The organism is Polynucleobacter sp. MG-5-Ahmo-C2, from assembly GCF_018687735.1.
Classification (GTDB): Bacteria; Pseudomonadota; Gammaproteobacteria; order Burkholderiales; family Burkholderiaceae; genus Polynucleobacter.
Genome location: NZ_CP061304.1, coordinates 1,088,699 through 1,109,364, shown reverse-complemented (window position 1 = coordinate 1,109,364; position 20,666 = coordinate 1,088,699). Strand labels below are relative to the sequence as shown.

The 20,666-nt window shown below is 41.5% G+C and carries 22 protein-coding genes; 13 read left to right on the top strand and 9 right to left on the bottom strand.

Going from position 1 to position 20,666, the window contains the following annotated elements; translation table 11 throughout:
- Positions 1 to 20 precede the first annotated feature (20 nt).
- Positions 21 to 1,868 carry a tetratricopeptide repeat protein gene (locus C2740_RS05765; protein ID WP_215292191.1) on the top strand — a complete coding sequence of 616 codons (1,848 nt, stop codon included), beginning with the start codon at positions 21 to 23 and terminating at the stop codon, positions 1,866 to 1,868.
- 7 nt (positions 1,869 to 1,875) lie between these two features.
- Here C2740_RS05765 and C2740_RS05760 read toward each other — a convergent pair whose 3' ends face one another.
- The 8 genes from C2740_RS05760 to flgA all read right to left on the bottom strand — a co-directional run bounded on the left by C2740_RS05760 (position 1,876) and on the right by flgA (position 8,378).
- A complete protein-coding gene (locus C2740_RS05760; protein WP_215292189.1) occupies positions 1,876 to 2,598 on the bottom strand; it encodes a hypothetical protein in 723 nt (240 codons plus the stop codon).
- Entirely contained in the window at positions 2,564 to 3,493 is a 930-nt protein-coding gene (locus C2740_RS05755; protein WP_215292187.1) for a hypothetical protein, read from the bottom strand. The genes C2740_RS05760 and C2740_RS05755 overlap by 35 nt, the downstream gene beginning before the upstream one ends.
- A 221-nt stretch (positions 3,494 to 3,714) precedes the next feature.
- A complete protein-coding gene (locus tag C2740_RS05750) occupies positions 3,715 to 4,083 on the bottom strand; it encodes a hypothetical protein (protein ID WP_215292185.1) in 369 nt (122 codons plus the stop codon).
- Positions 4,084 to 4,127: 44 nt separating this feature from the next.
- Positions 4,128 to 4,928: a flagellin gene (locus C2740_RS05745; RefSeq protein ID WP_215292183.1), complete on the bottom strand. Its 801-nt coding sequence runs from the start codon at positions 4,926 to 4,928 to the stop codon at positions 4,128 to 4,130.
- Positions 4,929 to 5,042: 114 nt separating this feature from the next.
- Positions 5,043 to 5,906, bottom strand: coding sequence for a flagellin (locus C2740_RS05740; protein ID WP_215292181.1), 864 nt, complete (start codon positions 5,904 to 5,906; stop codon positions 5,043 to 5,045).
- Between the two features lie 278 nt (positions 5,907 to 6,184).
- Positions 6,185 to 7,003 (bottom strand): hypothetical protein, encoded by an 819-nt coding sequence (locus tag C2740_RS05735; protein WP_215292179.1) that lies wholly within the window; start codon positions 7,001 to 7,003, stop codon positions 6,185 to 6,187.
- A gap of 78 nt (positions 7,004 to 7,081) precedes the next feature.
- Positions 7,082 to 7,396 carry a flagellar biosynthesis anti-sigma factor FlgM gene (flgM, locus tag C2740_RS05730; RefSeq protein ID WP_215292177.1) on the bottom strand — a complete coding sequence of 105 codons (315 nt, stop codon included), beginning with the start codon at positions 7,394 to 7,396 and terminating at the stop codon, positions 7,082 to 7,084.
- A 175-nt stretch (positions 7,397 to 7,571) separates the two neighbouring features.
- On the bottom strand, positions 7,572 to 8,378 hold the full coding sequence (flgA, locus tag C2740_RS05725) for a flagellar basal body P-ring formation chaperone FlgA (RefSeq protein WP_215292175.1): 807 nt from the start codon (positions 8,376 to 8,378) through the stop codon (positions 7,572 to 7,574).
- A 216-nt stretch (positions 8,379 to 8,594) separates the two neighbouring features.
- On the opposite strand from flgA, the gene flgB reads away from it, so the two are divergent.
- The 12 genes from flgB (at position 8,595) to C2740_RS05665 (ending at position 18,992) form a co-directional block, all read left to right on the top strand.
- On the top strand, positions 8,595 to 9,035 hold the full coding sequence (flgB, locus tag C2740_RS05720; RefSeq protein WP_215292173.1) for a flagellar basal body rod protein FlgB: 441 nt from the start codon (positions 8,595 to 8,597) through the stop codon (positions 9,033 to 9,035).
- A gap of 32 nt (positions 9,036 to 9,067) precedes the next feature.
- Positions 9,068 to 9,478 carry a flagellar basal body rod protein FlgC gene (gene flgC / locus C2740_RS05715; RefSeq protein ID WP_215292172.1) on the top strand — a complete coding sequence of 137 codons (411 nt, stop codon included), beginning with the start codon at positions 9,068 to 9,070 and terminating at the stop codon, positions 9,476 to 9,478.
- 12 nt (positions 9,479 to 9,490) lie between these two features.
- The gene (locus C2740_RS05710) at positions 9,491 to 10,195 is read left to right on the top strand and encodes a flagellar hook assembly protein FlgD (protein WP_215292170.1); all 705 of its coding nucleotides are present in this window, start codon (positions 9,491 to 9,493) and stop codon (positions 10,193 to 10,195) included.
- 38 nt (positions 10,196 to 10,233) lie between these two features.
- Positions 10,234 to 11,493, top strand: coding sequence for a flagellar hook-basal body complex protein (locus C2740_RS05705; protein ID WP_215292169.1), 1,260 nt, complete (start codon positions 10,234 to 10,236; stop codon positions 11,491 to 11,493).
- Between the two features lie 44 nt (positions 11,494 to 11,537).
- A complete protein-coding gene (flgF, locus tag C2740_RS05700; RefSeq protein ID WP_215292167.1) occupies positions 11,538 to 12,278 on the top strand; it encodes a flagellar basal-body rod protein FlgF in 741 nt (246 codons plus the stop codon).
- A 41-nt stretch (positions 12,279 to 12,319) separates the two neighbouring features.
- Positions 12,320 to 13,108 carry a flagellar basal-body rod protein FlgG gene (gene flgG / locus C2740_RS05695; protein WP_215292165.1) on the top strand — a complete coding sequence of 263 codons (789 nt, stop codon included), beginning with the start codon at positions 12,320 to 12,322 and terminating at the stop codon, positions 13,106 to 13,108.
- Between the two features lie 5 nt (positions 13,109 to 13,113).
- A complete protein-coding gene (locus C2740_RS05690) occupies positions 13,114 to 13,794 on the top strand; it encodes a flagellar basal body L-ring protein FlgH (protein WP_215292163.1) in 681 nt (226 codons plus the stop codon).
- A gap of 84 nt (positions 13,795 to 13,878) precedes the next feature.
- Complete coding sequence (locus C2740_RS05685) at positions 13,879 to 14,988, top strand: flagellar basal body P-ring protein FlgI (protein WP_371818564.1); 1,110 nt, start codon at positions 13,879 to 13,881, stop codon at positions 14,986 to 14,988.
- Between the two features lie 11 nt (positions 14,989 to 14,999).
- Positions 15,000 to 16,019: a flagellar assembly peptidoglycan hydrolase FlgJ gene (gene flgJ / locus C2740_RS05680; RefSeq protein WP_215292159.1), complete on the top strand. Its 1,020-nt coding sequence runs from the start codon at positions 15,000 to 15,002 to the stop codon at positions 16,017 to 16,019.
- 20 nt (positions 16,020 to 16,039) lie between these two features.
- Complete coding sequence (locus C2740_RS05675) at positions 16,040 to 17,014, top strand: hypothetical protein (RefSeq protein ID WP_215292157.1); 975 nt, start codon at positions 16,040 to 16,042, stop codon at positions 17,012 to 17,014.
- A gap of 103 nt (positions 17,015 to 17,117) precedes the next feature.
- Entirely contained in the window at positions 17,118 to 18,059 is a 942-nt protein-coding gene (locus C2740_RS05670) for a hypothetical protein (protein WP_215292155.1), read from the top strand.
- 54 nt (positions 18,060 to 18,113) lie between these two features.
- On the top strand, positions 18,114 to 18,992 hold the full coding sequence (locus C2740_RS05665; RefSeq protein WP_215292153.1) for a hypothetical protein: 879 nt from the start codon (positions 18,114 to 18,116) through the stop codon (positions 18,990 to 18,992).
- A 192-nt stretch (positions 18,993 to 19,184) separates the two neighbouring features.
- Here C2740_RS05665 and C2740_RS05660 read toward each other — a convergent pair whose 3' ends face one another.
- On the bottom strand, positions 19,185 to 20,555 hold the full coding sequence (locus C2740_RS05660) for a glycosyltransferase (RefSeq protein ID WP_215292151.1): 1,371 nt from the start codon (positions 20,553 to 20,555) through the stop codon (positions 19,185 to 19,187).
- Between the last annotated feature and the right edge of the window lie 111 nt (positions 20,556 to 20,666).

The window sequence follows — 20,666 nt, the reverse complement described above, 5'->3', positions numbered from 1 at the left end:
ATTTGTTTCAAGGTTAAATTATGTCCGAGCAGAAAAATCGTTATGAAGAACTAAATGAGATAGCATTGTCTTTGCAGAATGAGGGAAAGTATGTTGAATCAGAGCCTTACTTGTTGGAATCATTATCAGTAGAACCTAATAATTATGTTGCATTACACTCTCTTGGAGTTGCCAAAACCTTTCAAGGTGAATTACCGCAAGCCTTAGAATACTTTACAGTTTTAACTCAGATCTATCCCAATGTTGGGTTAGGCTTCTCGGTGCTTGGTAAGTGCTTGCATGATCTTGGCCGCCTTGAGGATGCTCTTGTTTTTTATGATCAAGCCGTCCGGCTCGATCCGACACAGTCGGGTGTTTATCACAATAAAGCATGCGTATTACAAACTCTTGGCAGGCATAAGGATGCATTGCTGACTCTCATTCAGGCTGCAGAGATTAACCCTTTGGATACAGTGGCGTATGAAGGTCAAGGTATTTTATTTTCTCAATTTAAGGAGTACGAGAGGGCTGCACAGGTTTTTTTAAATCTTTTAAATATTGATCAAGATGCTCCATATGCGTTAGGGCGATTGATGGATTCAAAGTTACATATTTGTGATTGGGAAAATTTTGACTCTATTTGTGCTGCCATTGTTCAAGGGGTAGATCAAGGTCGGAAAGTATGCAATCCACTGAGTTTTATGGCTCTTACAGGCTCAGTAGAGCTGGCTAGAAAATGTGCCACTATATTCGGTCAGCATAAATTTCCACCGAATTTAAAGCCAATGAACGTAGGTAAAAAATACGCGCATCATAAAAAAAGAATTGGTTTTATATCAGGTGATTTTCGAGAGCACCCTGTTGGATATCTTTTGATTGGGGCAATCGAAAAATTTGATAGACAAAAATTTGAATTAACGGGTTTTTTCACTGGCACAAAAGATGGCAGCGTGATTTATCAGCGCTATGCCGCTAGCTTCGATCATTTTTTCAATTGTGCTGTAAAGACTGATTCTGAGATTGCTCAATTAGTTGACTTACTTGAAATCGATGTTTTAATTGATTTATCGGGGTACACAGCGGACTGCCGATTAGGTGTGCTATCCCATAGGGCGGCCCCTATTCAAATGACTTATTTGGGCTACCCGGGCACTTTGGGATTGCCCTATATTGATTATCTAATCGCCGATGAAAATACCGCTCCCCCTGTTTACGCGGCCTCTTATACTGAAAAATTACTGTATTTACCGCAATGTTATCTGCCTAGAGATGACAATATCAAGCAACCAGAAAAAATGGCAACTAGAGCTCAGTATGGATTGCCTGAGGAGGGCCTTGTCTTTTGTTGCTTTAATCACAACTATAAAATCACGCCACAAATCTTTGAGGTTTGGATCAAGCTATTACAAGAGGTAAGGGAGAGTTGTTTGTGGTTGATGGATCTGAATGAGACAGCAAAGAAAAATTTAATTGCTTATGCTTCTAAGTCTATTGATGCTAGCCGTATTATTTTTGCAAAACGTGTTCCCAGTATTGATGAGCATTTGGCAAGATACTGCCTAGCAGATTTATTTTTGGATACCTTCCCTTATAACGGGCATACCACTTGTAGCGATGCTTTATTCGCAGGTCTTCCAGTCGTAACTATGCGTGGCGAATCTTTTGCCTCCCGCGTATGCTCAAGCATGCTTTCAGATCTATCTTTGGGGGGGCTATCTGCAGTTTCGTATGATGGCTACTATGAAATAGCCCTAGAGCTAGCTCTTAATGATGAAAAAAGAGCTGTACTGAGAGAGCATTTACACCAAGAGGTTGTGATAGATTACTGGTCAGCCAAATCAAAAGTTTATGCTAATGATTTGGCTGATTTAATAAATACAGTAATTTAGCAAGCCCTTATCTAATCATTAGAGCTTCGTACTGACTATCTGTAAGTCCTGCCGTTTGTGTACTTGTTAAGGTCAGGACTCCTGCAGAACTTAATGCAGCAAGTCCAGATGTAGTCATTGAGCTAAGTTGAGCAACGGTAAGCCCAGCAAATTGTGCGCTACTTAACTTGGAAATATTTGCTGTTGTCATTCCAGCAAGGCCCGATGTTGATATGCTAGCGATGCTTGAACTTGTCAAGTTAGCAATAGTAATAGTGCTCAAAGCATTTAATTGACCATAGCTCAATTGAGCGATAGCACTAGCACTTAAAGCGCCAGCATTAGTAGAGCTCAAACCAGCAATGGCAGCAGTAGAGATACTGCTAATACCGGATGTGCTGAGCGCTGCAATCGCTGCGCTAGACAGTGCATTTAAGGTCGTAGAGCTCAAACCAGCAACTGCAGCAGAGTTTAAGTTACCAGTCAAAGTAGTACCCAAGGCTGCAAAGGCATTGGTTGTCAAATTGCTTAACTGGCTAGAGCTCAATTGAGCGATAGCACTAGCACTTAAAGCGCCAGCATTAGTAGAGCTCAAACCAGCAATGGCAGCAGTAGAGATGCTGCTAATACCTCTGTAGGCTAGCGCTGCAATCGCTGTGCTAGACAGTGCATTTAAGGTCGTAGAGCTCAAACCAGCAACTGCTGAAGAGTTCAGGCTAGAAAAATGAAGTACCCAAGGCTGCAAAGGCATTGGTTGTCAAATTGCTTAACTGGCTAGAGCTCAATTGAGCGATAGCACTAGCACTTAATGCACCGGCCTTCGCTGAAGTAAGTCCAGCAATGGCAGCAGTAGAGATACTGCTAATACCGGATGTGCTGAGCGCTGCAATCGCTGCGCTAGACAGTGCATTTAAGGTCGTAGAGCTCAAACCAGCAACTGCAGCAGAGTTTAAGTTACCAGTCAAAGTAGTACCCAAGGCTGCAAAGGCATTGGTTGTTACATTAGTTAACTGGCTAGAGCTTAGCTTCGCAATCACGCTGCCACTTAAAGCGCCAGCATTAGTAGAGCTCAAACCAGCAATGGCAGCAGTAGAGATACTGCTAATACCGGATGTGCTGAGCGCTGCAATCGCTGCGCTAGACAGTGCATTTAAGGTCGTAGAGCTCAAACCAGCAACTGCAGCAGAGTTTAAGTTGGCAAATCCAGCCGCATTTAATTTTGAAAGTTGGGTACTTGTAAGACTGTTTAGAGTGACAGAGTTAAGCGAGCCAAATATGTCAGTAGATAGATTTTGAATACCTGTGCTGCTGAGACTTTGCAATACTGATGTTCTAAGTGCAATAGTATTTAATTCAGTAGCTGTTAAGGCTGCTACAGAGGTGCTTGAAAGATTTGTAAATGCAGTTGTTGATAGACTCGCAATTTGTGCCGAGGACAACGATGCTACTTGTGCGGTTGTTAGATTACTTAGGACAACTGATGTGGCAGCAGCCAAAGCAGTTGTTGAAATATTAGTGACTTGAGCGGCGGAAAGAGTTTGTAATAGGGCAGTACTCGTCGCTAAGGCGGTAATATCGCTACTCGAAATCCTAGAGCCCGAGTAGCTACTCAGACTTGAAAGATTTGTGATTATGCTTGCTGTCATAATGCTGCCCTGAAATGTTAGTAGAGATGACCCCTTGTACTCTTATTTACGGCCCAGTATTTCTAATCTTTAATTCTATTAGTTGATTTAGGTGCTTTTGTAGGTATTTGACTGTACTTATAGCTATCTTTGGTCATGAGTCTCACGTTGAAGTAGTGCCGAATCTCATGAGAGGGGGCTCAATCAACCGATTCTAGAGTTTTTCGGTAACCTCTCGATGACTAAGTTGCTGGATTAGTTTTGCTATATGGCTCCAAAATGATCTGGATGGATTTTGCAACCAGTGGCAGATACTCTAAATTTCCAGTTTTCATTGCCCCATTTAGGATCTGTATATTGGTTCCGTAGATATTTTTGAGTAGAGTCCGATGTTGTGAATTCAGCTTTTCATTGAGGTTTTCTTGAACCCACTGAAGGCCTTCGCATATTTCAAGTAGCTTTTTATGCGTTTCAACGGCGTTGAATTCATTATTCATCACTCGATTAATCATCATCAAGACGGACTCGAACCACCTTTTTTCAAAACTAGCACCCTGCTGGTTGTTATCGATCGCCACATATGTGTTGATGGCATTGCGCGAATTAAACATAAAACAATACCTTTTAGCTTAAGTCCTTAAGCGTTCATCATAACTTATCTAAAAATAGTCAACACTGCTGCAGCTTCAGTATTCATCTGGCTGACAAGGTAGTAGTCAATACTTTGTTGAGTATTCATATTTTGCAACAAAGCCTGTAATTTAGTGGAATCCACATTTTGAATTGTGTCTACTACCTTAGCAAGTCCGTCACTCAATGTTTGAGCATTTGTCTGTTGGGCAACTAAAGCTCCATCAGACGCGCTTAAATTAGACTGAGCAGTAGAAACAGTCTCCAACTGGGTTGTGAGGCTTGCCATAGCTGTGCCTGCATCATCAGAGGTGGCGATGGTGAGATCCGCCATTGCAGTTACTATGGCACTAATGCTGGCAGCTGAAATTGTGGTTGTAGGAGTACCGGTTCCATCAATATCTGTGCGGACAGTAAGATCTTCAGTGCCCAGAAGATTATTGCCATTCACAGAAGCGCTAGTAGCCAAATTATCGATTTGGTCTTTCATATTAGCAAAAGTTACATCCAAGCTTTCTCTGTCTGAATCTTTCAATCCCACGCTGGCAGCCTGGGTTGCTAAGTTTTTCATTTGAGTAATGATTCCAGCAATCGAAGTAAGGCCACTCTGCGCTACATTAATCACATTTCTAGCAGCCACGATATTTTGTACAATGGCACCGTAACCTGACGATTGAGCGCTTAAACGGGTAATTACCCCATTTTCAGCCGGATTCAAGGTTTTCTTCCCTGAGGCTAACTGCTCATGGATGCCTACAATGGTTTTTTGAGCATCGTTCACAGCGGTTGACAAGGTTGATGCCAAGCCAGTAATTGCGTTATTCATATCAAATTCCTTTCAGAATTACATTGAGATAAACGAATACTAGGGGGTTGTCACCATATTCAAAGCATAAAAAAAGCCAGGAAAAACCTGGCTTTTCTTAGTTTAGAGAGAAACTTATCTAAAAATTGCCAAAATTGCAGCACTTTCAGTATTCATCTGGCTAACAAGGTAGTAATCAATACTTTGTTGGTTGTTGAGTGACTGAAGTTTTGCTTGAAGGGCGGTTGAATCTACATTTTGAATGTTATCAACTGTAGAATTTAGTCCCTGCGAAATGCTAGATGCACTAGAAGACAAGGCGTCCATAGTTGCGCTGTAGGCTGTCAAATTACCTTGGGCTGTAGAAATGTCACTCATAAACGACTTTAATTGGGTTAAACATGTCGCAGCATCTGTTCCAAGCGCGCCTCCTAATAAAGTTGTGCCATCCCAAGTGTCAGCTATTTTTAGGGCGGCATAGTATTCTAGGCCACTAGTTGCACTTGAGGATAAACCTAAAATGTCTTGCTGAGGAATTAGTGACCGGATAGTTGCTGTATCGTCATACGTAACTTTTAGATCGGTTCCAGTTGTTAAACTCTGGAGGACTGAGTTGCCGTTAACCGAAGCTGCATTTGCAATAGTTGTTAATTGTGTATATAGATTTGTAAATGTGGTGTCCATGCTATCTATATCTGTGCCGCCATTCGTTCCAGCAGAACTTGCTTGTGTTGCCAAGGATTCCATCGTCTGGACAATTGCTGCCATAGATGCCAATGCAGATTGGCCAACTGAGATAACGTTCTTTGCGGCAGTGATATTCTTTACTGCAGTATCGTATGATGCAGCTTGAGAAGATAAGCGCGTTACTATCCCGGACTCACCCGCATTTAAGCTTCGCTTTCCAGAACTTAATTGGTTTTGTGTGTCAATAATTTGTTGTTGAACACTTGATACAGCAGATGCTAAAGTGATTTGCAATGGGCTAAATGTAAACATGATTCTTTTCCTTGAGTTAAATTTACGCAATCAAAATAATTGCGATAAACGGTTTGTTCATGCACCATGCATAAACCAAACCAACTTACGAAAAAGCATCAGTGCGTAGTACTTAGACCACATCAACAGAGCTCTGCGCTAACTATGACGTTAGCTCATTTAAATACTTCCGCAGAAGTATTCGTTCTATGATTTCTTTAACGGCGGGATTTTGTAAAACTTGAATCTTGTTTATTTAACTTTAAATATTTAGCGTATTAAAAAGTTAAATAAAAAGACTAGGATGTCAGGCTCAAGAGCTTTAGGGTCTTGTAGGCCGTTGGGTCGAGCTGGCTAATGAGTTGGTAGTCGACAGCTTGCTGGTTTTGTAGTTGAATCAATTGTGCATTCAACTTCACTACATCTGCCTTTTGCAACGAATCAATTGTTTTTTGGGAATCACTTGCCAGGCCGGTAAGTTTTGTAGCTTGTGTGGCCAATCTAGTGGATGTTAGCTTGAGTGCAGCCTGTCCATTATTAATCTGGGCTAAGGCACTTTGAAGAGCGCTCATAGCAGATTGTGCATTGGTTGGTGAATCAACTTTTATATTGCTTAAGAGACCCATTGTCATCATGCCGTAAATATTAAGGCTATTAACAAAAGATCGTGAGGCAGCAGTTTTGTCGGTACCGGTGATGACATTCATACCAGAGGTGCCGCTCAGTAGATTGGTGCCATTGAGTCCTGCACTAGTAGCCAACTTTCCGATTTCTGTAAACAATTGTTGAAAACGAAAATTCATATTCATGCTATCTGCTGAGCCAATAGATGAATCCGATGCTTGTGCGGCAAGTCGTTGCATCTGATTCATGATTGGCAAAATAGAGGCAATGGCTTTCTGCGCAACTCCAATAGTATTTTGTGCGGCAGTGATGCTGGCCTGTGGCGTACTATAACTTTTGATGGTTGCAGACAAGCTCGTAACAGTGGCTTGCTGGTCAGAAGTGAGCGTATTTTGACCGCTCGCTATTTCTGATTTGATCGTTTTTATTTTGGAGTTTAAGTCCTTTACATAACCTGTAAAGGTATTGACTAAGTTAGATTTAGCTATAGTCATGACAGATCGCTGGTATTAAGGATGGCGTGATGAAGTAAATGATGAGGGATCTAACTCAGCATTTACTTACCTATCAGCTTATTTAGGTTTGAAAAAGGCAACAGCATCTTTAATCATGCCATCGGCTACTTTGCCAGCATCAACAGAAAATTGACCGCTTTCAATTTCAGCGCGAATCGCATCTACTTTTTTAGCATCAAACATAGAGCTAGTGCCCAAGTTTTCTTGCAATGCTTGTAATGCCTGCAATTGATTAGACAGGGTCGTAATTTGTGCTGGTGAAGGGGCTACGCCAGAGTTAGATGTAACGGCAGAAGTAGATTCACCCTCACTGGCAGCTGGCTTTTCAACTGCAGTATTTAGTCCGGTCTTCAGGTTGTCGTTAATTTTCATAGGTTCACTCTGGCTTTAATTGGGTAAAAAATATATTTTCAGTAATCATTGTTCTGCTAGTCGTTTGATTTCATTCTATCTTGGATGCTGCTCATCAAACTCCAACTCGACACCTTCTTTTACGGTTCCATATTCCTTTACTTTAATGTTTCCCCAATTTAATTGCCTTTAAAGCTTAATTTTTACTACCGCCTACTTCAACTTGACCATCTTTTTTGACGACCCCGGTGACAACACTGCCATTAATAACCTTTACTTTGACCAACTCGCCTTCGGCAGCTTCATTTAGGGCCTGACCATCAGTACTAATAGCAAACCCCTTACCGCTGCTGGAAACTCTCACAGATTGTCCCTTTTGAATAAGGATGGGCATTTTGAGCATTTCTTTTTTCAGGACGGTGCCAGCTACTAAGGACATTCTGGCGGTTTGGCCAATTACCCCATTAAATTCAGTAAAAATACCGTTTGGTAGGATGGTTAAATCACCTTTTTGAAGCTGCAAGTCGTTGGCACTAATCGTTTGCCCTTGGCCAATGGGGTTTCCAGCGACAACATAGTTGGCAATGATGCTGACATTGGCCTGGATGTAAACCGTCCAAGGCTTGGGTTGGCCACAGCGCACACCTACGGTGGTTCTGCCCCAGGCGGCACTGTTGGGTGGGAAAAAGGCTTCAGGAGAAGGGCAATAAGTCAGTTGGGTACCTTCTTCCATAGGGGTCACCGTAATTTCTGGTTTGCCAGGTGAGCCTGCGCTTTGGGTCATCAAAAAGTCTTTTACCTTCTGATTAATGACTTTTAGGCTCTGAAAGGCGGGAGTTTGCGCCTGAGCCCAGCTAATTTTGGGGTATAGCACCAGAAAAGAGATCAAAACGCTGGCAATCATGCCAATCACGAGAGTCTCAAAACCCAGCAAAAAAGACCCAAAAAAGGGCTTTTTAGTGCTTTTTTTGAATTCTAAAGGCGTTTCATTTAAGGAATGCATGCTTAATTCCAGTCCAAAAGGATGGCGAAAACATGATTTTAGGATTTTGGGGGCAAGTCAATGCCTCAATTAGCCGAACTATTCCCCCTTTTATTGGCAAATCAAGTAAGAGGGCAGCAAATTACATTAGTGAAAATGCCATTAATAGGTATTTGCAATGCTTCAGAACCTATTACGGCTGACTTGAGGATTTCTTTAGGGAAATTGGAGAAATAAATGGATAAATTAGACGCGCTCTTTGATTTTAACGCAACTGCCCTGCGGGTGAGGGCTCAACGCCAAGAAATTTTAGCGGCCAATATCGCCAACGCGGATACCCCGAACTATAAAGCGCGGGATATCGACTTTGCCGCTTCTCTTAAAAAAGCCTTAGAGGCCAATATTGCTGGTGCTGCTAATAATGCAGCGGCTAGCTCAAACGGGAATATGTCGCTTTCCACTAGCCATGCGAAACATATCCCTGGGGGTAGTGGCGGCATTAATGAGGCCGATTTACTGTATCGCCCCTTGATTCAAGGAAGTGTGGACGGAAACTCGGTTGATGGCGAGGTAGAAAGAACTGCCTTCGTAGATAACGCGATTCATTACGAAGCGAATATTACGATGCTTAACGCCCAAATTAAAGACATGAACGCAGCACTCAGTCCTACATCCTAATTAATTGTATTTAGATAGAACGGTAAATTCAAATGGCCTCTTTACAAAACGTTTTTAATATTTCTAGTTCGGCGATGAGTGCGCAGTCTCAACGTTTAAATACAGTCGCCAGTAACTTGGCCAACGTGGATAGTGCTACGAGCGCTAACGGTCAACCTTACAAAGCCAAGCAGGTTGTGTTTGAGGCAACCCCAGTTGGTACATCTGGCCATCAAGGCGTCAAAGTGAATAAGGTAATTGAAGATCAATTGCCTCCGCGTATGGTGCACGATCCAGCAAATCCACTGGCAGACAAAGATGGTTTTGTGGCAATGCCAAACGTCAATGCAACACAAGAGATGGTGAACATGATTTCAACCTCACGCTCATATCAAAACAACGTTGAAACAATGAACGCTGCAAAGTCAATGTTGCAAAGAACATTAACCATTGGTCAAAACTAATAGGAATTCAATATGAGCACAATACAAAATAATGCAGTAAATAACAGCGCGAGCAATAACGTAAAAAACGCAGCGTTAAGTGGTAGCGCCAATGCCGCCTTGAATGCAACCGCTAGTTCTGCTGCGCAGATTCAGGATCAGTTTATGACTTTGCTGGTTGCGCAAATGAAATATCAAGATCCTACTGACCCAATGAAGAGTGCAGAGATGACTAGTCAGATGGCGCAGATCTCTACGGTAGAAGGCGTTAACAAGCTTAATGGCTCTATGAATTCTCTCTTAACGCAAATGCAATCGAGTCAGGCCTATCAAGCATCTAGTCTGGTTGGTAAGAGCGTTCTCGTTCCTGGAAACGCGCTCAATTTATCCAAAGGACAGGCTAATTTTGGTGTGCAGTTAGATGCGCCTGCATCTTCTTTGAAGGTCAATGTATTGAATGGTGCTGGTCAGTCCGTGGATGTGATTACCTTAGGCCCGCAACCTGCAGGCACAGTGCCATTAGCTTGGGATGGTAAAGATATCAATGGCAATCAATTGCCGGATGGACCATATCAATTTCAGTTAGCTGCCAGCATTGCTGGTAAGAACGTAAATCCACCAGGATTAACAGTAGCTAACGTCACCGGAATTCTGAATCCAACGGCTAAAACTAATACACAAATCATGTTGGATAACAACACGACTACCAATATATCTAACGTAGCTCAGATTCGTTAATTGCACAGAAAACAACTATTCAACATTAAAGGATTCATATGTCACTCATAGAAGGATTAAGTGGATTAAATGCTGCCTCTGAGCAATTGAGCGTATTGGGTAAAAATATTGCCAATAGCGCTACAGTTGGCTATAAGTCTGCGAGCGTCGATTTTACGAACGTTCTGGCATCGCATTTGAATTCAGCAAACTCCGGAATGTCTACGCAAACAGGAGGCGGGGTACTTGCATCGAATGTGACGCAATCCTTTACACAAGGCCCAATCACGACTAATACGACCCCCTTAAATGCGGCCATTAGTGGTCAAGGGATGTTTGCATTAATAGATCCAGTTTTTGGTAATACGGTATACACCCGTAACGGCCAATTTACAGAAAATAGTACTGGGTATTTGGTAAATGGTTCAGGCTATAAAGTTCTCGATAGTTCAGGCACTGCTATTTTGTTGCCGGTTTCCCCTGACGATACTAGTCCTACTTCAACGCAAACTTATCAAATTGATACTGTTGCTTTCACTTCATCATTGTCACCCTATGGCACTGTTACATTTGGTGGCTTGACGTATACCAATACAGATGGTTCAACGCTTACTGCTGAAGAGGTTGCCGCCATATTTACTGGTTTATATGCTGGCGACACTCCAACGACGATTGCTGCGCGCTCTGCATCTGATGTGGCGGATGGTGGCACAGCAAATCCAGCGCTCACGAGCGGAATTTTTGCCGGCGTTTTGGGTGATTTTGATACCACTACTGGCACCGTGCCAGATACTTATTTGGGCATGCAGCTATCTGCAGCTACTCAAGCAAACGCCGCAAACGCCGCAATTGCCGTAACTTATACCGGTTATGGTGCGCAACCCACTATTACTGTTAGTGCATCAGGTTTTTTAACCGGTTCAGATCCTATTGTAGAAACCACAACAGCTGGTACGGATACTGGTTATTTAAATTCAATGTCGATTGATGAAGAAGGCAACATTATTGGTTCTTATAGTGACGGTAGTACTGCCACTTTGGCGCAAATTGGTATTGCAATGATCCCAAGTAATACTGGTCTTAAGCAGGTTGGTAACGATACCTGGATGGAAACCGATAAATCGGGTGTGCCAGTCATTGCGGCAGCTAATACGCTAGGCAGGGGCACCATTGTTGGCTCGGCTTTAGAAGATTCCAACGTTAATCAAACCACTGATATGGTGGCTTTATTGGCTGCTCAACAGGCCTATCAGGCAAGCGCTCAAGTGGTCAAAATTGAAAATCAAATCTATCAAACCCTCATTGGTATGAACGGCTAAGACCAATAAACGAGAATAACAGAGATAGAGACTAAGGAGCATATATGGATCGTGTAATTTATACCGCAATGACTGGGGCCCAACATATCTTGGACCAGCAAGCAACGAACTCCAATAATCTGGCGAATGTATCTACCACTGGATTTAAGGCGCAGATCGATGCATTTTTATCTGTACCGATTCAAGGTGGCAGCCTAGATACACGCTCCTTTGTGGTGAACGCCTCTGGTGGAACAGACTTTTCTCCTGGCGCCATTAAACAAACTGGCCGTACTCTGGATGTGGCGATTGAAGGTAAGGGTTGGTTTAGTGTGCAACGCCCCGATGGATCAGAGGGTTTGACACGTAACGGCTCATTCAAGATTAGTGAGAATGGTATTTTGCAAACGGCTGGTGGGCGCAATGTATTAGGCGGTGGTGGCCCAATTACGATTCCTCCAAACGTCAATATTTCGATTGGTGCTGATGGCACGATCTCAAGTGTTGATCCTGCAATCAGTGGCGGTCCTTCGACCCCAATTGATGTCATTAAGCTTTCGAATCCTGATGAAAAAAGCTTAGTGCGCGGTGACGATGGCCTATTTAAATCTTCCTCTGGTGCCGGTTTTGTAGCAGATCCTACAGTCAAGGTTGTCAATGGTGCCTTAGAAGACAGTAATGTCAGCGTCATTCATAGCATGGTCAATATGATTTCTTTGGCACGGAGTTTTGATATTCAAATGCAGCTCATGAAGAATGCTGAGAATAGCGACCAACATGCCGCTCAACTCTACAATTTAAGTTAATACTTTATGTGTCAAGATGCACCTAAATTAAAGGAAACAAGATGATACGCTCGCTCTGGATTTCAAAAACCGGCCTAGAAGCACAACAAACCCAAATGGACGTAATCTCCAATAACTTGGCGAACGTCAGTACTTCTGGCTTTAAAAAGTCACGTGCGGTATTTGAGGATTTGCTATATCAAACTCTTCGCCAGCCTGGTGCGCAGTCATCACAGCAAACGCAGCTGCCTTCTGGTATGCAAATTGGCACTGGTGTAAAGCCTGTTGCTACTGAGCGCATTTTTACCCAAGGCAACTTACAGCAAACGAGTAACAACACTGATATTGCGATTAACGGCAGCGGCTTTTACCAAGTCTTGATGCCAGATGGCACGACGCAGTACACCCGTGATGGTAGCTTTCAGATTAATAGCACCGGTCAATTGGTTACTTCCAGTGGTTATACAGTCCAGCCCCCAATTACGATTCCAGCAACTGCCCAAACAGTAACGGTTGCAGCTGACGGTGTAGTTTCTGTGACTTTGCCAAATACGGTTGCACAAACCCAAGTTGGCCAAATTCAGTTGGCAACCTTTATTAACCCAGCAGGTTTGAGTGCTAAAGGCGAGAACCTTTATGCAGAAACGGCTGCCTCTGGCACGCCAAACCCATCGAACCCTGGTGCTAATGGCACTGGTGTCTTGGTACAGGGTTTTATTGAAACCTCAAACGTAAACGTTGTTGAAGAGATGGTCAATATGATCCAGACCCAACGCGCCTATGAAATTAATAGCAAAGCGATTACAACATCAGATCAGATGTTGCAACGCCTAGCGCAATTAGGCGGCTAATACAAATGCGCTTACCGTTAAATATCCCTTTTAACTCAGCCCTCAAGCTTGTGAGCGCCGTCTCGGCGCTATCGATCTTAGGAGCTTGTGCTGTAACGCCTTCAACGATTACTCAAAATCCAGGGCCAGGATCTACTCGTCTATATTCTGGACAAGCTGCGCCTGGAACTATTTATAGCACTGCTAACTACCGTCCCATCTTTGAGGGTAATCGTGCTCGAGCCGTTGGGGATATCGTCACTGTAATCGTCAGCGAAAGTACATCATCCAAAACAACTCTTAACAATTTGTCGTCCAAAACTTCTTCGTCTACCGCTACTGCGCAAGATCAGTTTGGTAATACAGTTAGTCCAACCTGGACTTGGGCCAACGATCTCTCCAATGAGAATAAAGGCGGGGGTCAGCAGGATAATTCCTTCACCGGAAGTATTGCGGCAACAGTGCTCGAAGTATCACCCAGCGGTTATTTGACAGTAGCGGGTGAGAAGCAAATTGGCTTTGATGAAGGTGCGCAGTTTATCCGATTCTCGGGAATCGTAAATCCAAAAATGATTACTGTAAATAACACAGTAGATTCTAGTACGGTAGCGGATGCACGTATTGAGTACCGCACGAATAACACTATGGATAGTGCTTATATGGCGAGTTCATTAACCCGTTTTTTCAAAACTATGATGCCTTTCTAAATGCTTATGTTATTGATCAACAGAACCCATCGTTTTTCACTATTTCGAGCAGATAAAACTCCTCAATGGCAAAAAAGCCTAGCGGTGTTTCTGTTAGTCTGCGCTGGTGTTTTAGCGGGTATAGTTGCCCCTTCTGCACATGCAGAGCGAATTAAAGATTTAGCCAATATTCAGGGCGTTCGTAGTAACCAATTAATTGGTTATGGCTTGGTAGTAGGTTTAGATGGTACGGGTGACCAAACCACCCAAACCCCATTCACGCTCCAAAGTACTTTGAATATGTTGCAATCCTTGGGCGTCACTTTACCCCCCGGCACGTATTCACAAATTCAGTTAAAGAACGTTGCTGCGGTAATCGTGACTGCCAACTTGCCACCATTTGCGCAAATTGGTCAAAATTTAGATGTCACGGTTTCAGCGATGGGTAACGCTAAAACACTTCGTGGCGGCACTCTTTTATTAACACCTTTAAAAGGTGCTGACGGACAGGTTTATGCGATGTCTCAGGGTAACGTGGTGATTGGAGGTGCAAGTGCCTCTGCTAATGGTAGCTCGGCAACCATTAACCAGCTCAATGCAGGCCGTATTTCTGCGGGGGCTACCGTTGAAAGAACTATTCCAAGTAATTTACTGGGCATGGAGATGGTTAGTCTTGAGCTGAGAAGCTCCGACTTTTCTACTGCCAGTATTGTGACTGCAGCAATTAATAAGCGTTTCGGCAAGCCGATTGCTTTTGCTCAAGACTCTAGAGTGATTCAGATTGACCCGAATACCGTAGAAAACGGTAATCGCGTCCAATTTTTGGCTGCTTTAGAAAGTATTGATGTTATTCCTGCTAAGGGTGAGGCAAAGGTCATTCTCAATGCGAGAACAGGATCGATTGTGCTCAATCAAACGGTTGAGCTAGAGAACTGCGCAGTAGCCCATGGTAACTTGACGGTCGTGATCAGTACAACACCAGTGATTAGTCAGCCAAGCGCATTCTCTAATACAGGCAATACTGTTGAGGCGAAGGTATCGCAGGTGAGCTTAAACCAAGATCCAGGCAACGTGATTCAATTGGCTGGTGGTGCATCCTTATCAGATGTAGTTCGCGGGCTTAATGCTGTTGGCGCCACACCACAAGACTTGGTTGCGATCTTGCAGGCCATCAAAGCGGCTGGCTCATTGCGTGCTGAACTTGAGATTATTTAAGTAAGAACATTATGGCATTGCCTAGCAACTCTATATCGGCTTTTGATGCTAGTAATCAACTGGCATTAGATGCCAATAGCCTTTCTGGGTTAAAAAAATCTGCTAAGGAGAACTCGCCTGAAGCCATTAAGGGCGTTGCAAAGCAATTTGAATCGATCTTTATCAATATGATGCTCAAAAGTATGCGAGAAGCTAGCCCACAGGATGGGGTCTTTAATACTGAGCAAAATAAACTCTATACGTCCATGTTTGACCAGCAGTTAAGTCAAAAACTGGCTTCAGGCAAAGGCATTGGATTGGCAGATGTATTAGTTAAACAGCTTACTAAAGCTGCAGGCATTCAAAACGATCCACTCAAACCAGGGGATGAGCCGATTAGTTCTAAAGCACTGGGCCTTAATCGATTTGATCCTAATACCAGCTCAAAAGTGGCTGCCTATACCTCAGCTGCATCCATGTATGGTGGTTCTAAGGCTAGCCCATCATTTATGGATAAGGTATCCAAGCTCTTTAATACGCTAGAGGATGCAGGTGATGCGATGGCTTCTTCTGTAGGAAATGCGGTTAAAGAAACCGTTAGCTCATTTACGAACAAAATGGCCAGCTATGCACAGCAAGCCAGTAACGCAACTGGGCTGCCAGCAAACTTTATGTTGGGCCAAGCTGCATTAGAAACAGGTTGGGGCAAAAAAGAAATTAAAGGTGCTGATGGAACCCCGAGTAATAATCTATTTGGTATTAAGGCAAGTGGGAATTGGACCGGTAAGACTGTTTCTGCTCTAACTACTGAATATATCAATGGTGAAAAGCAGCAAAGAGTTGAAAAATTTAGAGCCTATGATTCTTATGCAGACTCCTTCAAGGACTTTGCCAATATGATTTCAAATAATCCCCGCTACCAAAATGTCCTCAACAATCTCAGCAACATCAACAGCTATGCAGATGCAATGGCAAAGGCGGGGTATGCAACTGACCCTGAGTATGCTAAAAAGTTGGCTAGTGTGATTAAGAAAATTGGCAATCCTTCATAGCTTTTTAAATAAATACTCTCATGTTAAAAAAACTTGTAAACATTATCACCTCACACGATAAGTCAAATCTATTGTCAATACCTAAAACTGAATTACCAGTAAATTTGGAAGCTAACAAAATACGTCCAAAGGTTGTTTTTGCTGGGGCCGTACAAAATTGTGCTGAGCATTTAAACTCAGTTTTGCAGAATATTGATAATATTTCAGAGTTATTTTCAGAGGCAGGCTATATTTTTATTGAAAATGACTCTACTGATGCTACAAGGCAGATTCTTGAAGAGTGGGGCAGTAATAAATCTAATTTCCAATTAATTAATTTTGATGGACTAAAGAAAATTCAGGCTCGTACTGTTAGGTTGGAAATAGCCCGCAATGCTTATATTGAAGCTCTTAAATATCATGGCCAGTTTAAAGATTTTGATTACTTTATTGTATTAGACATGGACGAGGCTGGATCGTACCCTATTGATAAGCAGGCAGTTTTAAATGCACTCAAATTTTTAAGCGCATCTCCAAATAGGGCTGCAGCCTTTGCAAACCAAATAGGGACCTACTATGACATGTGGGCCCTTCGGCATGAGACCAGGTGTCCTGGTGATGTTTGGGAGGAGGCTTTGAACTATGCCTCGCAAAACAAGTGCTCTGATGATGTGGCCTATGCAGAAACATTGGCTAAGAAAATTTTTTCTATTGCAGAAGTTGATGAGCCTATGCAAGTTAACTCCGCATTTGGAGGTATGGGTATTTATAAGATGAAGTATGTTTTGAATAATCCTAATCCTTATCTTGGCTCTAAAACAAAAATTATTTCCTTAGGGGATGGTGGTGCTGGTTATGTTAAATGGCAAACGTGTGAGCATGTACATTTTCATGCCGGTATTAAAAGCCAAGATGGCGTAATGTATATTCTTCCGGCAATGATCAACGGGGCAAATGCTGGAATCATTCCTCAGCCATCGGCGTTTAGAGGCATGATTTCGGAGTTGCTTACTTAGTTCCCCCTTTTAAAATAAGAAGAGTGTAGTATTTTCTATAAGATACAAATAATACAAGACAGCATTTTGTTGAACCTATTATTTTAATAACTCTTAATTATTTATGGAAAATATAAATTATTTCGTGTCTAGTAGGGGGATTTTACGATCCACTACATATCACAATGCGCAACCGCGTTCTAGTAGTCCCAATATTGATATCGACCTGTTATTAAATTCTGATCAACTGGAGGCTATATATATATGCACAGATGCTCTAGAGAATTTTTCAAATAATTATTTAAAAAATGTTAAGAATAGATTTAATTTAGTTAGTGGCGATAGTGATCTTTGTATCAACCACGAATTTTTAAATAGTAAGTCAATTTCTAACATCATAGAAAGCCCTCTGTTAAATCATTGGTTTGCTCAAAATTTAAATGTAATTCACCCAAAACTGAGCCCTATTCCAATAGGAATGGATTATCACACCATGCATGAAATCCCAGGCTTATGGGGCTTAACGAAGCAATCACCCCTTGCTCAAGAAAGGGCATTAATAAATGTATTTTCGAATGCACCAAAAACATTTAGTAGATTTACTGTTGGGTATTGCAACTGGCAATTTGCAGTAGATCGTGGAGATCGTAAGGACTGTTTCGAAAAAATTCAAAAAGAATTTTGTTTTTATGAGGCTAACCGGTTACCAAGACTGAGCACATGGCAAAGGCAGGCAAATTGTATGTTTGTGATAAGCCCTGAGGGCGCTGGTATTGATTGTCATCGAACTTGGGAGGCTATGCTTTTGGGTTGCATTCCAATTGTAAAACGATCAGTTTTTGCTGAAATATTTAGCGATCTACCTGTAATCCTCATTGAGGATTGGTCAGAGTGTCATCGGGAAAATATAGAAAATATAGCGAGGCAGATGAATGTCATGAAATTTAATTATGCCAAGCTATTTACTCGCTACTGGGGCGCCATCATCAACCAAACGCAGCCTTTATTGATGGATCCAATGACTATGGATGAATTTCGAGATTATGTCTGCCATGATTCATATTAGATCGCTCGCAGTAATGCTTTCGCTTAAATTAACTTAACCTTTAAGGCTTTAAGTATGGATGAAAATACATTTAAAAATTTAGAGGCTCGTGTTGAAAATCTTCAGCAAAATCTTCTTGCTTCAGCACAAATTCAAAATGGTGCACTACAAAGTTTGACTCAGTTGAAAGATCTGATGCTTCACTTTCAAACTACCCAGCTTCAGGACTCTCATCCGAACCCCCTGAATGCATACGGAAAAAAATGTTTTTCTCAGGCAGATGAGGACGGTATTACTATTGAAATCATTCGGCGACTTGGCTTATCAGCTGGTACTTTTGCTGAATTTGGTGTGGGAGACGGCCTCCAAAATAACACTTTAATATTAACTGCGCTAGGCTGGAGTGGGTTTTGGGTCGGAGGTGAGGATCTTGCTTTTGATTACAGCAAGGCAACAAAATTCCATTACATTAAAAATTGGATAACGCTGGATAATATTATTGATCTTACAAATTTAGGATTGCAGTCTTTAAGCATAGAAAATGTTGATGTTCTTTCCCTAGATTTAGATGGAAATGATATTTTTTTGGTTGATAGGTTGCTATCTAGCGGTTTAATTCCAAAACTTTGCGTAGTTGAATACAATGCAAAGTTTATACCTCCTGCAAAGTTTCAAATTACTTACGACCCAGATCATCATTGGTCCGGGGATGATTATTTTGGTGCCGCCCTTACAAATTTTGTCGAAATGTTTGAGCGACATGGGTATAAATTAATTTGTTGCAATTCTCATACGGGTGCAAATGCTTTCTTTATCAAGAAAGATTTTGACTATTTGTTTAATGATGTTCCCAATAATATTTCGGATATCTATGTTCAGCCTAGGTATCATTTGTATACCAATTATGGTCACCCGCAGTCTAGAAAAGTGGTCGAGGAGTTGATCAATAAATAATGGCTGAAAGTTTAGTGTCTTAGCTCTCTATTTTTTACTCACCATAGCAGTGATGTTGTGGGCAGTTTTTTTCGCAGACTGTGCGTTATCTATGCTTAAGCTAATTAGCCTTTTCTGCATTCGGTTTTATGCACAACCATTTTTTTTTGTAAAAAACTGTTTTATTGGTATCTTACATGCTTGGAAATGGAATTAAAGCTTAACTGCTCTAATTCGTATGTTTAGGCCATGACTTATATTTCCTAAAAATGCCTCTCCACTTAGTGTTTCGATGTCGTCAAAAAAAACGTATTGCACTTCAAAGTTATTCTTGGTTAATATTTGACTTATCAACTCTTTTGTATAGATAGATTTATGCCAGTCATGTTCTGTAACTTTTTCGGAGCACCAGTCTGAGCGTCCTTCGGCCCAATTTACCCCTGCAAACATCAAGTAGTTGAGGTCCGACATTGACAATTTACCAACTCTGTAAGCCTCCGCCATCAATTCAAATGAGGTAGTTTGAATTATCAATTTCCCACCTGTTTTGATTAATTTTCCCCAGTGGTGCAAAGTCTTTATTGCGTCAGGAAGACCCATGTGCTCAATTACATCCTTTGCATAAATTTCATCAACGGAATTTTCGGGAAGACTTAGCTGCCTAATGTCCATAAGTATCACTTCGGGTGAATATTGGTACATGTCAATATTTTTGTATCCCTTGAGAATATTATTGCCACAGCCCACATTTAATCTCACTGAATCTTTCAGGATTTGGACATTTTCTTTTTTATGATATGAGTTTGATGAGTCTTGAGTGTATGAAGTATTGTTATCTAGGTGCTTAAAAGCTGCCAGCCCATTAAAATCAATGCCGAGCTGATTAACTTGATTCCCTTCCTCTACGTATTTCCAAACGGCATTTGTTAGTTGTATAGGAGCTGTAAAGTTAATAATTGCATTGTGCGCCGATGTAAATACTTTATTTATATAAAAACTGGATTGTTCAACTATATTATTAATAGCTATTTCTAAAATCCTATGGCCTTTAGAGAAAATTAAGCACCATTGAAGTACTGGATATTCTGCATGGCTCAATTCATCTTTTTTAAAATTCCTGATTTTAAAAAATTCGAAATTCGGAAGACTTTCATCAGTAACGAATAAATCTAGCTTGTTGCTTTCAAAGCTAATTAGTTCTCTATTATTTTCTGGAATAGAATTCATATCAAATAGGATTGCTGAGTCAAAGTCTAAATATATCCCTCCTTTGTGGTAAAGAATGCAATATCTCCATATATCTGCTTTAGATGCTCCATATACAGAATTCTTATACACCTCAAAAATTGGGTGATCGCGCCAATAATCAATCATGTATTGATCCATCGCGTCATCATCATAAAATTCAAATGTGAATTCTGGATGCAGCTCGCGAAATTGCTTCAAATAGGAAGCTTGCTCTGAATTTATTAAACTTGTTTTCCAGGTTGAAAAAAATCTTTTAGGAATTTTCTTAACATCTGGATCTTCTAATCCAGGTGTAAAAATGGTTTTAATATCCACCAAATCTATATTTGAACTCATGAATTTCCTTGATTGATAATTTTTTTATATGATGGATTGAGCGATGATCTTAAATTTTAATAGAAACCTAGAAAGGTAATTAATTTTCAATTTATTTTATCTGTAAATACT

What these genes read in the sequence shown, in the direction of transcription:
- flgB (WP_215292173.1), top strand. Translation starts at nt 8,595, where the DNA reads ATGGATAAATTAGACGCGCTCTTTGATTTTAACGCAACTGCCCTGCGG.
- flgG (WP_215292165.1), top strand. Translation starts at nt 12,320, where the DNA reads ATGATACGCTCGCTCTGGATTTCAAAAACCGGCCTAGAAGCACAACAA.
- C2740_RS05660 (WP_215292151.1), bottom strand. Translation starts at nt 20,555, where the DNA reads ATGAGTTCAAATATAGATTTGGTGGATATTAAAACCATTTTTACACCT.
- C2740_RS05710 (WP_215292170.1), top strand. Translation starts at nt 9,491, where the DNA reads ATGAGCACAATACAAAATAATGCAGTAAATAACAGCGCGAGCAATAAC.
- C2740_RS05750 (WP_215292185.1), bottom strand. Translation starts at nt 4,083, where the DNA reads ATGTTTAATTCGCGCAATGCCATCAACACATATGTGGCGATCGATAAC.
- C2740_RS05690 (WP_215292163.1), top strand. Translation starts at nt 13,114, where the DNA reads ATGCGCTTACCGTTAAATATCCCTTTTAACTCAGCCCTCAAGCTTGTG.
- C2740_RS05705 (WP_215292169.1), top strand. Translation starts at nt 10,234, where the DNA reads ATGTCACTCATAGAAGGATTAAGTGGATTAAATGCTGCCTCTGAGCAA.
- C2740_RS05670 (WP_215292155.1), top strand. Translation starts at nt 17,118, where the DNA reads ATGGAAAATATAAATTATTTCGTGTCTAGTAGGGGGATTTTACGATCC.
- C2740_RS05760 (WP_215292189.1), bottom strand. Translation starts at nt 2,598, where the DNA reads ATGCCTTTGCAGCCTTGGGTACTTCATTTTTCTAGCCTGAACTCTTCA.
- flgJ (WP_215292159.1), top strand. Translation starts at nt 15,000, where the DNA reads ATGGCATTGCCTAGCAACTCTATATCGGCTTTTGATGCTAGTAATCAA.
- flgA (WP_215292175.1), bottom strand. Translation starts at nt 8,378, where the DNA reads ATGCATTCCTTAAATGAAACGCCTTTAGAATTCAAAAAAAGCACTAAA.
- flgM (WP_215292177.1), bottom strand. Translation starts at nt 7,396, where the DNA reads ATGAAAATTAACGACAACCTGAAGACCGGACTAAATACTGCAGTTGAA.
- C2740_RS05755 (WP_215292187.1), bottom strand. Translation starts at nt 3,493, where the DNA reads ATGACAGCAAGCATAATCACAAATCTTTCAAGTCTGAGTAGCTACTCG.
- C2740_RS05765 (WP_215292191.1), top strand. Translation starts at nt 21, where the DNA reads ATGTCCGAGCAGAAAAATCGTTATGAAGAACTAAATGAGATAGCATTG.
- C2740_RS05745 (WP_215292183.1), bottom strand. Translation starts at nt 4,928, where the DNA reads ATGAATAACGCAATTACTGGCTTGGCATCAACCTTGTCAACCGCTGTG.
- C2740_RS05665 (WP_215292153.1), top strand. Translation starts at nt 18,114, where the DNA reads ATGGATGAAAATACATTTAAAAATTTAGAGGCTCGTGTTGAAAATCTT.
- flgF (WP_215292167.1), top strand. Translation starts at nt 11,538, where the DNA reads ATGGATCGTGTAATTTATACCGCAATGACTGGGGCCCAACATATCTTG.
- flgC (WP_215292172.1), top strand. Translation starts at nt 9,068, where the DNA reads ATGGCCTCTTTACAAAACGTTTTTAATATTTCTAGTTCGGCGATGAGT.
- C2740_RS05675 (WP_215292157.1), top strand. Translation starts at nt 16,040, where the DNA reads ATGTTAAAAAAACTTGTAAACATTATCACCTCACACGATAAGTCAAAT.
- C2740_RS05740 (WP_215292181.1), bottom strand. Translation starts at nt 5,906, where the DNA reads ATGTTTACATTTAGCCCATTGCAAATCACTTTAGCATCTGCTGTATCA.
- C2740_RS05735 (WP_215292179.1), bottom strand. Translation starts at nt 7,003, where the DNA reads ATGACTATAGCTAAATCTAACTTAGTCAATACCTTTACAGGTTATGTA.